The organism is Bacteroides sp. Phil13, from assembly GCF_001940965.1.
GTDB classification, from domain to species: Bacteria; Bacteroidota; Bacteroidia; order Bacteroidales; family Bacteroidaceae; genus Bacteroides; species Bacteroides intestinalis.
In genome coordinates this window covers 1-14,022 of record NZ_MSHA01000048.1, presented here as the reverse complement: position 1 = coordinate 14,022, position 14,022 = coordinate 1, and the positions used below count along the sequence as shown (strand labels likewise).

At 39.8% G+C, this 14,022-nt stretch carries 12 protein-coding genes and 1 tRNA gene; 5 read left to right on the top strand and 8 right to left on the bottom strand.

Annotated features, from left to right (window positions below):
* From BWI44_RS08900 to BWI44_RS08885, 4 genes are all read right to left on the bottom strand, one after another.
* Positions 1-534 (bottom strand): phage integrase SAM-like domain-containing protein (locus BWI44_RS08900; protein ID WP_286812979.1); only part of this gene is annotated, 534 nt, incomplete at its 3' end.
* A 242-nt stretch (positions 535-776) separates the two neighbouring features.
* Positions 777-849 (bottom strand) — tRNA-Lys (locus BWI44_RS08895).
* 80 nt (positions 850-929) lie between these two features.
* Positions 930-2,060: an AI-2E family transporter gene (locus tag BWI44_RS08890; protein WP_007667358.1), complete on the bottom strand. Its 1,131-nt coding sequence runs from the start codon at positions 2,058-2,060 to the stop codon at positions 930-932.
* 22 nt (positions 2,061-2,082) lie between these two features.
* On the bottom strand, positions 2,083-2,688 hold the full coding sequence (locus tag BWI44_RS08885; protein ID WP_007667357.1) for a thymidine kinase: 606 nt from the start codon (positions 2,686-2,688) through the stop codon (positions 2,083-2,085).
* Between the two features lie 100 nt (positions 2,689-2,788).
* Between BWI44_RS08885 and BWI44_RS08880 the strand changes: the two genes are divergently transcribed.
* From BWI44_RS08880 to BWI44_RS08860, 5 genes are read left to right on the top strand one after another with little or no spacing between them, the layout of a single operon-like run.
* Complete coding sequence (locus BWI44_RS08880) at positions 2,789-3,418, top strand: DUF8457 domain-containing protein (protein WP_007667356.1); 630 nt, start codon at positions 2,789-2,791, stop codon at positions 3,416-3,418.
* A 13-nt stretch (positions 3,419-3,431) separates the two neighbouring features.
* On the top strand, positions 3,432-4,106 hold the full coding sequence (gene rsmI, locus BWI44_RS08875; RefSeq protein ID WP_007667355.1) for a 16S rRNA (cytidine(1402)-2'-O)-methyltransferase: 675 nt from the start codon (positions 3,432-3,434) through the stop codon (positions 4,104-4,106).
* 33 nt (positions 4,107-4,139) lie between these two features.
* Positions 4,140-5,018, top strand: coding sequence for a Cbp1 family collagen-binding glycoprotein adhesin (locus tag BWI44_RS08870; protein ID WP_007667353.1), 879 nt, complete (start codon positions 4,140-4,142; stop codon positions 5,016-5,018).
* Positions 5,019-5,074: 56 nt separating this feature from the next.
* The gene (locus tag BWI44_RS08865) at positions 5,075-5,767 is read left to right on the top strand and encodes a YjjG family noncanonical pyrimidine nucleotidase (RefSeq protein ID WP_007667352.1); all 693 of its coding nucleotides are present in this window, start codon (positions 5,075-5,077) and stop codon (positions 5,765-5,767) included.
* A gap of 51 nt (positions 5,768-5,818) precedes the next feature.
* Entirely contained in the window at positions 5,819-6,469 is a 651-nt protein-coding gene (locus BWI44_RS08860; protein WP_007667351.1) for a MarC family protein, read from the top strand.
* A gap of 67 nt (positions 6,470-6,536) precedes the next feature.
* On the opposite strand, the gene BWI44_RS08855 is transcribed toward BWI44_RS08860, so the two are convergent.
* The 4 genes from BWI44_RS08855 to BWI44_RS08840 all read right to left on the bottom strand — a co-directional run bounded on the left by BWI44_RS08855 (position 6,537) and on the right by BWI44_RS08840 (position 14,007).
* Positions 6,537-8,666, bottom strand: a complete 2,130-nt coding sequence (locus BWI44_RS08855; RefSeq protein ID WP_286812974.1) for a C10 family peptidase — start codon at positions 8,664-8,666, stop codon at positions 6,537-6,539.
* A gap of 89 nt (positions 8,667-8,755) precedes the next feature.
* Positions 8,756-9,631, bottom strand: a complete 876-nt coding sequence (locus BWI44_RS08850; protein WP_007667349.1) for a Calx-beta domain-containing protein — start codon at positions 9,629-9,631, stop codon at positions 8,756-8,758.
* Between the two features lie 26 nt (positions 9,632-9,657).
* A complete protein-coding gene (locus BWI44_RS08845; RefSeq protein ID WP_007667347.1) occupies positions 9,658-11,220 on the bottom strand; it encodes a RagB/SusD family nutrient uptake outer membrane protein in 1,563 nt (520 codons plus the stop codon).
* Positions 11,221-11,247: 27 nt separating this feature from the next.
* A complete protein-coding gene (locus BWI44_RS08840) occupies positions 11,248-14,007 on the bottom strand; it encodes a SusC/RagA family TonB-linked outer membrane protein (protein WP_286812981.1) in 2,760 nt (919 codons plus the stop codon).
* Positions 14,008-14,022 lie beyond the last annotated feature (15 nt).

Genomic DNA, 14,022 nt, shown 5'->3' with positions numbered 1-14,022 from the left:
TTTTTCAATCTTCAAGAAAGCATCGAACTTAGAAATGAAGTTGGCTTCCAAGTTGTTCAGGGCAATATCCGATAACTGATATTCTTTCTTAATGAATTCCTCCAAATATCGGGTAGTGGTTTCATACCGTTGAACGGTTTTACTAACAAAGTCTTTGCCGATCAGCTTACGGCTTTGTTCGTTATGCTCCCTGAATACCTGCAAAAGAGTTTTGCTTTCCTCGTCCACACCATAATACAACTTTCTCACAAGATCAACAGTGATAACCTTACCGGAAGTTTCCAGTTCCCTATAAATTTGGTGTATGCGTGAGCGTGTGATTTCTATGTAGTGGTTCAGTTCCGCCGACATACGGTCTTTGCCTTTTGAATTCTCTTTTGCTTGATTCCATAAATTTACAGGACAGCTTCTTTTGATAGAAATATCTACCATACAGCCGTTTACGGTGATTCTCATGCACACAGGTGCTTCTCCGTTCTTTAATAACTTGGCTTTCTTGATAAAGAACAAAACAGAAAATGATTTTCTAGCCATTTTTACATCGTTTTTAGAGTTACAAAACTATGTATTCTCTTCCAAAGTATGACTATGCAAAAATCTATGAATCAGTGAGAAAGATGCTAATTCGTGGGACTTTCTCTGACTAAATTTTAGTCCCACGATTTATCCACCGATAATATGCTTGAAACGGCTATTTTCTGCTACCTGCCTGAAAAAAGAAATCCCTGATAATGTCTGATTATCAGGGATTTGCTTGATTTTTCTTTTGTTTTCAGTGATCCGCCTGGGGCTCGAACCCAGGACCCCAACATTAAAAGTGTTGTGCTCTACCTGCTGAGCTAGCGAATCAAACCTTTATTGCTGTTAAGCGGGTGCAAAGATAGGTACTTTTATTTAATTTGCAAGGAATATGAGGAAAAAAGTTTGCATTATTTTTCTTCTATACCTTCTACTGGTTGATCCTCAGTGGTTTCTGTCTTATAAATATTTTCTTGATTAATGATGTATCGTTGATAATAGGAGAGCATTAGAGTGGTCAGCGGCAAAGCTATAATCATACCCAACATTCCCATTAACGATCCCCAAATAGATAGAGAGAGCAGGATGATGGCTGGGTTCAAACCGGTAATCTTTCCCATGATGCGAGGAACGAGATAGCCATCTTGTATGATTTGTACCACTATGAATACAGCGGCAGCCGAAGCTATGATGATCCAGAAATTATCACCGGTATCCGCAGCTTTCAGAATGGCAAGCATGATGGTGGGGACAAAACCAATGATTTGTAGGTAGGGCACCATATTCAGTGCACCGATGAATAATCCCAAACCAATGGCTAGCGGGAAATCAATAATCAGAAAGCCAATGCTGAATAGAATGCCTACGCACAAAGCTACTAATGCCTGTCCGCGGAAATATCTGTTCATGCCGTCTTTTACATCATTCAGTATGCCGGTTACTGTTTTCCGATATTTCTTTGGCATCAGGTGTGCCCAGCCTTCGGAAATGCTTTCGTAATCAAGCAGAATAAATACTATATATAATAGGATAAGGAAGACGGTGAAGAACCCGAATAAGAGGTTGATAGACTCCGATATAAGCGACCATAACTTAGGAACGGTTACTTTAAGGGCATCCAATATATTCTCCTGGCTGAACATTTGCTCTAAGATGTGCAGGTCAATATTTTGCCGGATAAATTCGGAGAGGGTAGTGGGGACATTGCTTGCTGTATGAGTGGTGCTGAAGTATTCTATCAATAAATCCTTTACCCGCAGGAATTCCTGAATCATGGGCGGCACAAGCAGATAGAACGCAACGCTTCCTATAACAGTGAGAGTAAGCAAGGCGCAAAAGATAGATATTATTCTGTTTTTTAGCCGTAGCTTATGCTGGAAGAAGCTTACTAATGGGTATATCAGATAAGCAATAAGCCAGGCAAGGAAGAACGGAAGCAATACGCCGCTCAATCGCTTCAGGAGCATTAATACCCCAATGATGATAGCACCGAGAATGACAGCACGGATAAAGCTGTCGAATGTAATTTTCTTACGCTCCATAAGGCTTTTGCTTTTTTATAGTTTATTCACCGGCGGCAGTCCGGTCTCCCTTTATTGCCCGCAGATAACATTCCCGACAGAGGGGTTCGTATTCAGCTGTTTCTCCCAAGAGGACTTGTTTGTCGTTCTTGACAGTGCGGTGTGAGAAGGAGGCTAATTGTCCGCACTTCACACAAATAGCGTGGACCTTGGATACTTCATCGGCAATGGCACAAAGTCCGGGCATAGGGCCGAAGGGAAAACCGCGGAAGTCCATATCCAGACCTGCTACAATAACACGTATGCCATTATTGGCAAGTTCATTACATACATCAATCAGACCATTATCAAAGAATTGTGCTTCGTCGATACCTACTACATCGATTTCTGAAGTGAACAGCAGGATACTTGCCGATGAATCAATCGGTGTAGAGGCAATGGAATGGCTGTCGTGAGATACGACCTCTTCTTCCGAATAGCGTGTGTCAATGGCAGGTTTGAATATTTCTACACGCTGTTTGGCGAATTTAGCGCGCTTCAGACGGCGGATCAGTTCTTCTGTCTTACCGGAGAACATTGAGCCGCATATAACTTCAATTCTTCCTCTACGATTGGTTTCCTGTATATGGTCTTCCGAGAATAATACCATTGTTTTAAAATGTTTATTTTAGCCGCAAAAATAACACTTTTAATGGCTTTCCGATATTTTTTCATTATTTATTTCTACATTTGCGGCATTAACATTTGTGATGCGAAAGGAAATGCAGACATTATTGGACGACATAGAACTGGATATTCAGGAACTGAAATATTTAATGAAAGTTCTTGCAACAGACGCCAATCCTACATTGAAGGTGGTAGCTAAACGGAATATACAGCAGATGCGTGCGCGACTGGATGCTTTGCAGAAACAGCTGGACGAAACTCCCGTAGAGGTAGTTGTTATTCCTGAAGCTCCTGTCGCTTCAGTGGTTATTTCCGAGCCGGTCGTTGCTCCTGAACCGGTAAAGCCGACTCCTGTAGAACCGCTCGTTGTTGAAATCACCAAGCCGGTAGAGGTCGTATCTCCCAAGCCTGAGTCCGAATCCAAACCCGAGTCTGAACCGTCCGCAATAATATCTTCTGCATCGCCTATTTTAGCAGAACGGATAAAACCGGCTACTGATCTGCGGCATGCTATCAGTCTGAATGACTCATTTCGCTTTGCCCGCGAGATTTTTGGTGGTGATACCGCCCGTATGAATGAAGTGATACGCCAGTTGGGTGCTGCTCCTTCATTGGAAAAGGCATTGGAACTCTTTTCTTCTACCGTTAATCCTGATGAAGAGAATGAAACGGTGGTTGATTTTATAGAACTTCTTAAGAAATACTTTAGTTAAAGCAGTTACGGATATGGGAAAACTTTATGTAGTGCCTACTCCGGTAGGAAATTTGGAAGATATGACATTCCGGGCTATTCGTATTTTGAAAGAGGCGGATTTGATTCTTGCCGAAGATACGCGCACTTCCGGAATCTTACTGAAGCATTTTGAAATAAAGAACGCAATGCAATCCCATCATAAGTTTAATGAACATAAAATGGTGGAAAGTGTTGTTAATAGAATAAAGGCAGGTGAAACTGTTGCGTTAATATCGGACGCAGGTACACCGGGAATTTCTGATCCGGGCTTTCTGGTAGTGCGTGAGTGTGTTCGCAATGGTATTGAAGTACAATGTTTGCCGGGGGCTACAGCTCTTGTGCCGGCTTTGGTTGCTTCGGGTTTGCCGAATGAAAAATTCTGTTTCGAAGGTTTTCTTCCGCAGAAGAAAGGACGCATGACACGTCTGAAGATATTGGCAGAGGAACGCCGTACCATGGTGTTTTATGAGTCTCCCCACCGTCTGGTGAAAGCGTTGGCTCAGTTTGCAGAGCATTTCGGTGCGGAACGTCAGGCATCTGTATCCCGGGAGATCTCGAAGATGCACGAAGAAACGGTGCGTGGCAGTCTGACTGAATTGATTGAGCATTTCACAGCTAATGATCCGCGTGGAGAAATAGTAATAGTAGTAGCAGGAATAGACGATTAAATAACTTCATTAACCAACGTAAAACAAAAGCGTATGAAAAAGTTAGCAGTTTTAATTGTATGTGCGGCCGTTATGGCATCGTGCGATGGCTTGTCAGGTGGAAGTAAAGACCAACTGAAAGCTGAAAATGATTCTCTTTTGATGGAACTTACCCAGCGTAATGCTGAACTGGATGAAATGATGGGTACTTTCAATGATATCTCTGAAGGCTTCCGCCAAATCAATGCCGCCGAAAGCCGCGTAGACTTGCAGCGTGGTGCGGTTTCAGAAGGTTCTTTATCAGCTAAGCAGCAAATAGCCACTGATATTGAATTTATCCAGAAACAAATGCAAGAAAACAAAGAGCAGATCGCTAAACTGGAAGCTATGCTGAAAAGTAGCAAGAATAACTCTACCCAGTTGAAGAAAGCTGTAGAATCTCTGACCCAGGAATTGGTAACCAAAACCCAGCGTATCGAGGAATTGCAGGCTGAACTTGCCTCTAAGAATATTCGTATTCAGGAACTGGATGCAGCTGTGACTGGCCTGTCAACTGACAAAGAAGTGCTTACTGCCGAAAATGAAGCGAAAGCCAAAACCGTAGCTGAGCAAGATAAGGCACTGAACACAGCTTGGTTTGTTTTCGGAACAAAGAAAGAACTGAAGGATCAGAATATTCTGACAAATACCGGTCTCTTCCAGAAAAAGCAAGTGCTTAAGGATGGTGACATCAATAAGGATTACTTTACTCAGGTTGATATTCGTACAACGAAAGAAATTAAGTTGTATTCCAAGAGTGCAGATGTCTTGACTACTCATCCGGCAGGTTCTTATGCTTTGGAGAAAGATGATAAAGATCAGCTCGTTCTGAAGATTACGAATCCGAAAGATTTCTGGAACGTATCCAGATACCTGGTTATCCAAGTAAAATAACTTAATTAAATTATAAGAATGGCGGGGAAAGGTTATCCCTGCCATTTTCTTTTTATATGCAGTACAAGAATATTTTTTTCGACCTGGATGATACTCTCTGGGCCTTTTCTTTTAATGCCCGTGATACATTTGAGGAAATGTATCGCAAATATGAATATGATCGCTATTTTCGGTCTTTTGAACATTTCTATGAACTCTATGAGAGGCGTAATATCGAATTGTGGGCAGAATATGCAGATGGAAAAGTGACAAAAGAAGAATTGAATCGTCAACGTTTTCTCTATCCGCTGGAGGCAGTAGGAGAGGGGGATACGGCTTTAGCGAAAGCTTTTTCTGATGACTTTTTTGCGGTTATTCCTACAAAAAGCAGATTGATGCCCCATGCGCAGGAAGTGCTGGAATATTTGGCACCTAAATATAATCTTTATATCCTTTCCAATGGATTTCAGGAACTGCAATGCCACAAAATGCGTTCTGCCGGAATTGACCATTACTTCAAGAAAGTAGTTCTATCAGATGATATTGGTGTCCTAAAGCCATGGCCTGAGATTTTCCATTTTGCCATGTCGGCTACTCAGTCTGAACTGCGTGAATCGTTGATGGTAGGTGACAGCTGGGAAAATGATATAACGGGTGCTCAGGGTGTAGGCATGCATCAGGTGTTCTATAATGTAACGGGACGTACCGAGTTTCCATTTAAGCCTACTTATCAGATTACAGATTTGAAAGAGTTGCTCCAATTGTTGTGACATTGAGGGATTAGTTGTAATTTTGTCAGCGTAAACACATAATTTGCAGCTATGGATACTATTTTACCTTTCGCTTTGCTTTGTTTCACTTCTTTCTTTACGTTGACAAATCCTCTCGGGACTATGCCCGTCTTTCTGACTATGACCCATGGAATGACGGATAAGGAGCGACAGTCTGTAGTGTCTCGTGCTACATTAGTAGCTTTCATCACGATTATGGTCTTTACCTTTGCAGGTCAGTTCCTGTTCAAGTTCTTTGGGATCTCTACAAACGGTTTTCGTATAGCAGGTGGTGTCATCATCTTTAAAATCGGTTTTGATATGTTGCAGGCACGTTATACACAAATGAAATTGAAAGATGAAGAGATTAAAACTTATGCCGATGACATCTCCGTCACCCCTTTAGGGATACCGATGCTTTGCGGTCCCGGTGCCATAGCAAACGCCATTGTGTTGATGCAGGATGCCCATACTATCCAAATGAAAGGTGTACTGATTGGTATGATCGCCTTTATCTACTTGATTACATTTTTCATCTTGCGTGCCTCTACGCGACTGGTAAAGGTTTTAGGAGAAACGGGAAATAATGTGATGATGCGCTTGATGGGGCTTATTCTGATGGTAATTGCTGTGGAGTGTTTCGTGAGTGGGGTAAAGCCGATATTGGTGGATATTCTGAAAGAAGGAAGTTTAACTATATAATAATATAATAGAAAGGATGAATTCTTGATTGATCAAGTGAATTCATCCTTTTTATTTGTACGGATATTTAATGTTTTGGGTTGTACAATACTTTTAGACTATTCTTACCTTGTCTTATAATATATAGTCCACTTTGTGACAATGGAACGGTTATTTGTGTCCCTTTTACGCTCGTTATCTTAACTCCCAGACTGGAGAATATATCAATAAATTCGTTGGAATTTTCACTTGTGATCTCCAAACCTGTATTTGTAGGAATGACCTTTAACACTTCAGAAGATTCGGTTTGCCCAATACCTGTTTCTACATCTTTAATTGTGAAAACCAGTCTTAATTCACTGTTAGTAAATTGTTTCCAGGTGTCATCTTTACGGTAACTTCCTATAGCATAGTATTCTCCAGCTGGTAATTCGGGGTTTCCTGTGATAGTGATAGTGCTGGAAGTATTACTTGGTATTACAGTATAGTCGCTGATGCGCGTGTAAGGGAGCAATGCTCCGTTCTTACGTATATATATAGCAAAATCATCTTCATATTTTAAACCTTTATTTTCGATTTGTATTTTGAAAGATATATCTTTTCCCTCTACAGCTTCACCAATAAGTTCTGCAGGAGCAAGTTGATACAAATCGGAATTGTTTTCTATGCTGCTTAGTAGAATACTGTTAGCAGTAATCTCTACACTATAACAGATGCTTTTACCTTCAAGACCACGTAACATGCTTGGTACTTTTTCACCATCTTTTTGTGAGGCAAAATGAAGTTGATAGTTGCCGTTAGGTACAGTAGATGGAATTGTGCCGCTGAATGTAATACTATTCCAACCACTTCCTACGTCAATGTTGGAAATTGAAGTGGGTGTTGTAAGAAATGTGATGAATTCATCTCCTTGATATAGAGCTAATCCGATAATCCCACTCATAGGAGTAGAAGTGTTCCATATTTTGGTAAACTTTGCACTGATACTTTCATTTCTTTCATATTGCTTTTGTGTAATATCCATGCTTCCCTCTAATGTAAAGCCACTAATAACTTCTCCTGTTGTCTTCGGTTGTACAAGGAGCATAATATATTGCATATCATTATAGGCGCCACTTCCACTTCCTGTGCCGCCTGATCCTGGATTCAGGGAGCTTAAGGAATAATATCCATTTGCATATCCGCTCCATCCCCAGTTAAAATGATACATGTCATTCTCATCACAACCATCCAATACAAATGCATGACCTCCTGCGGTGCTTTGTCCACTGTATAGAACAGGGCGCCCGGCAATCAATTCTTTTTGAATCATATTTTTCCAGCGTCCTTCAGTATTATAATCACGTCCTTCAAAATATATATTAGGATTATACCCGAAGAATTTCGTCAGGGCATTATATTGTTTGAATATGCCTGCTCCACTACCACCAGCTGCACTTAGGTTATAATCCATATCCATAGCTACGCCGCAGTGGAGCATCAATTCGGCTACAGCTTTCTTTTGTTCTTCAGTTGCCGCATTTGTGTATTGAGGCAGCATCAGATCCCATTTATAGTTGGCCTCTTCAAAGTTTACGGAAAGTGATTTTTTTAAAGTTGCGGTTGTATAACTGTAACTTCCTGTTCCGTGTTTGGGATATTCATAATATTTCATTACCATGGCAAGTGCCGTAGCAGCACAGCCAGTAACAGTGAGTTCTCCTTTTTCTTCCGGACAATCCAGATTATAAGGATTTCCTTGGTCCCATTCTATTTTGTCCAATAGAGGTGTGACTACTGGAGGAATTACTCTTGTTGCCGAATTTTGAACTTCAGTTGGGTTCTTCACAGAATTGCCGTTTGTATTCATTCGTTTTATTTCAGCAGTATAGAAATCCAACCAATACCTAACGTTGGCAGGTAAATATTCATAATTCAGATTTCCTTTATCTGAATATGCTAGTACTTCCCGTGCACAATCATCCCCTGAAATGATGACGAATCCACTATCATTCCCTGTATTGATGATATAATAAGCAGGATAAATCATAGTTCGTGTCTGTATGTTTTGTCCATTTGTCAGTCTTAACTCCTTTGTATCAATGTGTTTCATATTGACATGAGAACGTACAAATGTGCGGGCAACTTCTAATGCTTGCTGCGGAGTGCGCGGAGCTGCAAAAAGCCGTCCTGAACAGACCAGGAAAGCCAGAATAAGGATGATAATAGCTTTTTTCATATTTTCAATCTTATTAATGATGAAAAGGCTATGCCATAAAAGTAGCATAGCCTTTTTCTATACATAAAGTCAATTATTCAAAGAACAATTTATTTTTTGACCATGTAGCATTCTGCATATACAGCCCAATAGCCTGCATACTCTCCGGAGTCGAATACACCTACACCGATAATTCCGTTAGGATCAAAGTCAATCCTGTCGAATGTTTCATTCCAAGTTCCTTCTAGGGATTTGGATAATGCTGCAGTAAGATCCATTGGACATACCCGTACTTCACCCACAAATCCAAAATTGTATTTTGCATAAGTCGGTCCTTGTACTACAGAAAGTGTTTCAGAAGCTTTATTATAATCTACAGTCCAAGGTATGGTTGCATCATATCCCTTTCCATCTGTAAATCCATTGAAGACATAACTCTTTTCTAGGTTTGCTTCATCTCCGCCATCAGAGATTGTTACAGTAAAGCTAACTGCACTACCGTCTGTTGCTTTTACAGCATTAAATGTCCAAGTGCCCATCAGTTTGAAATATGGATTCTTATCCACATCTTTTAGTATAACATTGCATGTAGAGGTTGCTCCTGTCTGTGCACCTTCTACATTTTCAATAGTTACTTTCAGATTACGGTCATCATTCTCAGTCATACCATCATCTAATAAACGAATCTCGCAACCAAAAGTATCATTGGCATCAGTAGGAATATAAACGGTTGTAGTGGTAACAATATAATGTTCGTTTACAATGGCACTGCCATCTTCAACTTTAAATGTTACTTTAATCATTCCATTTCGTTCGCCCTCAATTGTTAGAGGAACTTTTACTATACCGGCATTCTCATTGAACGTCACTTCTGATTGTGTAAATGAGACTGTCGTACTTGCACTGTTCATTGCTGGATCATCATCCGAACATCCGACAATAAAGATTGTCAATAAAGCCAATAAATATATATTCAAATATTTCATATTTCAAAAGTTAAGAATTCAACAAATTAATATCCGGGATTTTGTTGGCCTTTGATCTGCGGATTAACGTCTGTTTCCGATTTAGGAATGGGCCATACCATTCGGAAGTCATCAGCTGTTTTAGTTAAAGCTGTTGTATTGGTACCACCAGGCAATAAAACCAAAGCTGCGTCCTGAGTTGCATCTTCACGATTTACTCCTAATCCCCACCGTTTCAAATCTGTCAGACGAAAACCTTCGCCAACTAATTCTTTGTGACGTTCGTCTTGGATATCAGCTAATAAAGTGTTCGGGCTATTATAAGTAACATCTACATAATCTACAAGGCGACTAGCTCTTAGTAAGTTCAGATACTTTGCTCCGTTAACGATGTCGTTGTTACCTACATAGGCTTCAGCTGCAATCAGATACTGTTCTGAAATCCGGAAAGGCTTCGATTTATTAGTATAATGATTGTCAACGCTTACTACATTATAAATATCCGGATTACCAGGATATTTGTCGAATACGTAAATATCTCCTGTTGCACCGGTAGAAACTTTTAATGTGAAAGGAGCAAAATAAGCAGCAAAACGAATATCACGATCTTGTTCATAAAGGTCGATAAGCTTTTGTGAAGGAATGTAGTCCATTACTTGTGAAGAAGGATCATCTTTTTTATACTGTCCCCAGAAACTGGTTCCTGTGGCGCTTCCCAATTCATCTGCACTCATGTAAATTTGCCAAATTACTTCAGAACCAGTATCTTTTACCCACATATTACGGAAAGCTTCTCCTCCATCTTCCGAGTTCAATAAAGGGTATTTCCCTGTATTGATCAGCGAAGTCGAGTTACTGATAGCTGTTGTATAATCTTTCATTTGCAATGCAACGCGTGCTTGAAATGCTGTTACTATATCTTGCGAAATATAGTTTAAAACGTTTTGTGCTTGAGTAACTGTTTTACTTGCATTTACAAGTTTCTTAGCCTCTGTCAAATCACTGAGGATTTGTTCATAGGTTGCTTTCAAAGAAGAACGTCCCGGATAAGCACTTGCATCTGATGTCGGAGAATAGACCAATTGTAGGGGTAAGCCTAAATCACTTTCTGCAGTTGCAGGGTTGTAAGCTTTGCAAAAATACCCCACTAATTGAAAGTAGTTATAAGCTCTTGTGAAATATGCTTCACCAGCATAAGCTGCAATAAGTTCTTTATTTGCATCACTCAAATCGGTGACAGTACCATCCAGCACTTTATTGTAACCATCAATAAAGTAGTTACAACGTGCAATGTGTGCATAATGATTTTGCCATACACCTTCTACGTTGCCGTCTGAAGATTGGAAGTCCCAGCGATACTGATTACCATATGAATTGGAAAAACCAGCTGTGGCATGGAAATCATCGCATTGTAATTCAGGGGTTAATATGTACCCACCTGTCGTTATGGAACGATAGTAGGAATATATTCCGATACGTGCATTTGTAAAGTCGTTCATTGTTGCCAGGTATTGAGACTCTTCAACTGAGCTGTATGGGTATTTTTCCATATCGCAGGAAGAGAGACCTGTAACAAGCAATGTTGCTAATATGATATATATTTTCTTCATTGTTTTTATCTCTTTTGTAGTTAATGTTTAGAAAGTAAGTTCAAGGCCGAATGAGAATTGCTTCGTATTCGGATAGTTTCCTAATTGCATATTACTGTTGATTTCCGGATCGAATCCTTTGTATTTAGTAACAGTTAATAAATTACGTCCTACAAAGAATATTTTTGCATCTTCAATGAATCCAGTCTTTTTCATTATACGTTGAGGCATAGTATAACTTACTGTTAAATTTTTCAGACGCATAAATGAAGCATTCTCTAATAAATGAGAATCAAACTGCATAGGGGAGTCTGGAGTTGAGATGTTAGTTATATCACCGGGCTTTTGCCACATAGTCAACATTTCAGTGGTTTGATTGCGGCTGTTGGCCATTTGTGGATTCTCTGTAAACCAGCGTTCGTTATTTACCATGTACTGTCCAAGCATAAATGAGAAATCAGCGCTGACCGTTATACCTTTCCAAGCGAGTCGAGTACCGAAACCACCTGACCATGGAGCATAGCGTTGCTTTCCTAAAAAGACAGCATCATCTGCGGAATAAGTTTTAGTTAAATTCCCATTCTTATCATACCACGTATTGTAACCATCTCGTGGATCGACACCTGCCCATCTGGTATAATAATATTCTCCGTATGGTTTGCCTACCTCAAGTTTCAGACCGGTATTTGCTAATACATATTCGTCCAGTCCATTAAATAATTGAGTAATTTCATTCTTGTTATAGTTCACGTTAGCTGAGATAGTCCAGTCAAAACCGTTCACATCTCTTAATACATCTACATTTGCAGTAATATCTACTCCTCGGTTACGCATATTTGCTACGTTACCCCAACCCGATGCAAAACCGGTTGTAAAAGAGTAAGGGATTTCCATAAGCATATTTTCTGTCATGCGGTTATAGAATTCTATATCCAAACTTACACGATCAAACAGGCGAGTACTTAATCCGACATTTGTAGATTTAACAACTTCCCAAGTCAAATCGGGGTTGGCTGGATTGGCAACTGCAGTACCACTTTGTCCACCATATAATGGACCTGTTCCAATTAGACCAAATGACATATAAGGGTCAAGACCTGAAGAGTTACCTACAGAACCGTAACTAGCTTTTAACTGTAATTGATTCAACCAAGAGATGTCACTCAGGAAATTTTCTTTCTTTAAATCCCACATTGCACCTGCAGACCAGAAATTACCCCATTGAGAATTCAAACCAAACAATGATGAACCATCTCTACGATAAGTAAGGTCTAAATAGTACTTTTCATCATAATTATAGCTGAAAGTAGCAAAGTAAGAATTAAAAATCTTATCATATTTTGAGTGAGAAGGCATTGTTGCATTACTTGCTGCACTTAATAGCATTAAACGCGGATCAGTTAACCCCTCTACCTCAGATGTAAATGACTGGTTTTTGGTAATAATAGATTCTTGTCCTATTAGGGCACTGAAATTATGATTATTCCATGCTGTAAATTTATACTCTGCAGTATTAGTATAGGTAAATGAGTAATAGCGTTGGAAAGACTCTGTTGCACTACCTGCACCTTCAAACGGGCCAATAGGTAAAGCTTTATAAGAGTATCGATAATCAAAAGCTTCAACAGCTTGAGCTGCACGAATATTCAATCCTTTGATTGGATTGATATTGATAAATGTATTGCCATTGATACGTGCCATATCGCGTGAAGCAGGTTGTATCTCTGATAAATAATATGGATTATAGTAATTTAATTTATCGAAGTAGTCCAAGCGGTCACCATAACCAATGAAATTTCCATTGTCATCACGTAAAACTTCATAGTAGCTCTGGTCCGGGCGATAAACGCGGGCTGCATATGCTTTATTATATACTTGATTAGCAGTAGTACCAAAAGCGGCTGTAGCATACTTTTGATATGATAGATTTAAATTTACCCCTGCCTTTAACCATTTAGTAATATTTGTTTCGATGTTTGAGCGCAGTGTCTCACGGCGTAAATTAGAATCATCCATTATACCATCGGCATCATAATGTCCGAAGGATAAGAAGTAATTTAAACTTTCCGTTCCACCGGAAATACTCAAGTCATATTGCTGCATAGGTGCTGTACCCCCAAAGAATACATCAGCCCAATCTGTAGAAATTCCGTTTTTAATATAGAAATCCTTTTCGCTTTGAAAAGACTGATTTGTTTTCAATGATGGGTCAAGTACTTCCTGCAAGTTTAGCCATTGTTCGGCATTCATCATGGTAATGTTATCTCCAGTCATTTTCGATACACCATATTGGGCACTTATCGTAATTTTGGCCTTTTCTCCTCTTTTTCCTCTTTTAGAAGTTAAGATTACAACACCGTTTGCTGCACGTGAACCGTAAATGGCAGTTGAAGATGCATCTTTCAATACGGTCATACTTTCAATATCATTGGGATTTAATGCAGTAAATGCACCGGAAGAAATAGGAGAGCCATCCAATATAAATAATGGTTCAGAACTACTATTAATAGAACTAACACCACGCAAGCGCATTTGTACCGTTCCACTAGGTTCTCCGCTAGGGGTAAATACTTGCAAACCTGCAACTTGTCCTTGCAAAGCATCCCCGATGTTTGCAACAGGTTTTTTCTCCAGTTTTTCACCACTTACAGCTGTAACAGAACCAACAACTGACCCCAGCTTCTTACTAGAACCATATCCTACAATAACAACCTCGTCTAATAAGGCTGCATCTGCCTTTAATACGATCTTTAAGTTAGGTTTAATACCCACTTCTTGTGCTTGCATTCCAATGTACGAAATCTGCAAAGTCTTCGCAGAACT

What these genes read in the sequence shown, in the direction of transcription:
- BWI44_RS08890 (WP_007667358.1), bottom strand. Translation starts at nt 2,060, where the DNA reads ATGGAGCGTAAGAAAATTACATTCGACAGCTTTATCCGTGCTGTCATT.
- BWI44_RS08885 (WP_007667357.1), bottom strand. Translation starts at nt 2,688, where the DNA reads ATGGTATTATTCTCGGAAGACCATATACAGGAAACCAATCGTAGAGGA.
- BWI44_RS08880 (WP_007667356.1), top strand. Translation starts at nt 2,789, where the DNA reads ATGCGAAAGGAAATGCAGACATTATTGGACGACATAGAACTGGATATT.
- rsmI (WP_007667355.1), top strand. Translation starts at nt 3,432, where the DNA reads ATGGGAAAACTTTATGTAGTGCCTACTCCGGTAGGAAATTTGGAAGAT.
- BWI44_RS08870 (WP_007667353.1), top strand. Translation starts at nt 4,140, where the DNA reads ATGAAAAAGTTAGCAGTTTTAATTGTATGTGCGGCCGTTATGGCATCG.
- BWI44_RS08865 (WP_007667352.1), top strand. Translation starts at nt 5,075, where the DNA reads ATGCAGTACAAGAATATTTTTTTCGACCTGGATGATACTCTCTGGGCC.
- BWI44_RS08860 (WP_007667351.1), top strand. Translation starts at nt 5,819, where the DNA reads ATGGATACTATTTTACCTTTCGCTTTGCTTTGTTTCACTTCTTTCTTT.
- BWI44_RS08855 (WP_286812974.1), bottom strand. Translation starts at nt 8,666, where the DNA reads ATGAAAAAAGCTATTATCATCCTTATTCTGGCTTTCCTGGTCTGTTCA.
- BWI44_RS08850 (WP_007667349.1), bottom strand. Translation starts at nt 9,631, where the DNA reads ATGAAATATTTGAATATATATTTATTGGCTTTATTGACAATCTTTATT.
- BWI44_RS08845 (WP_007667347.1), bottom strand. Translation starts at nt 11,220, where the DNA reads ATGAAGAAAATATATATCATATTAGCAACATTGCTTGTTACAGGTCTC.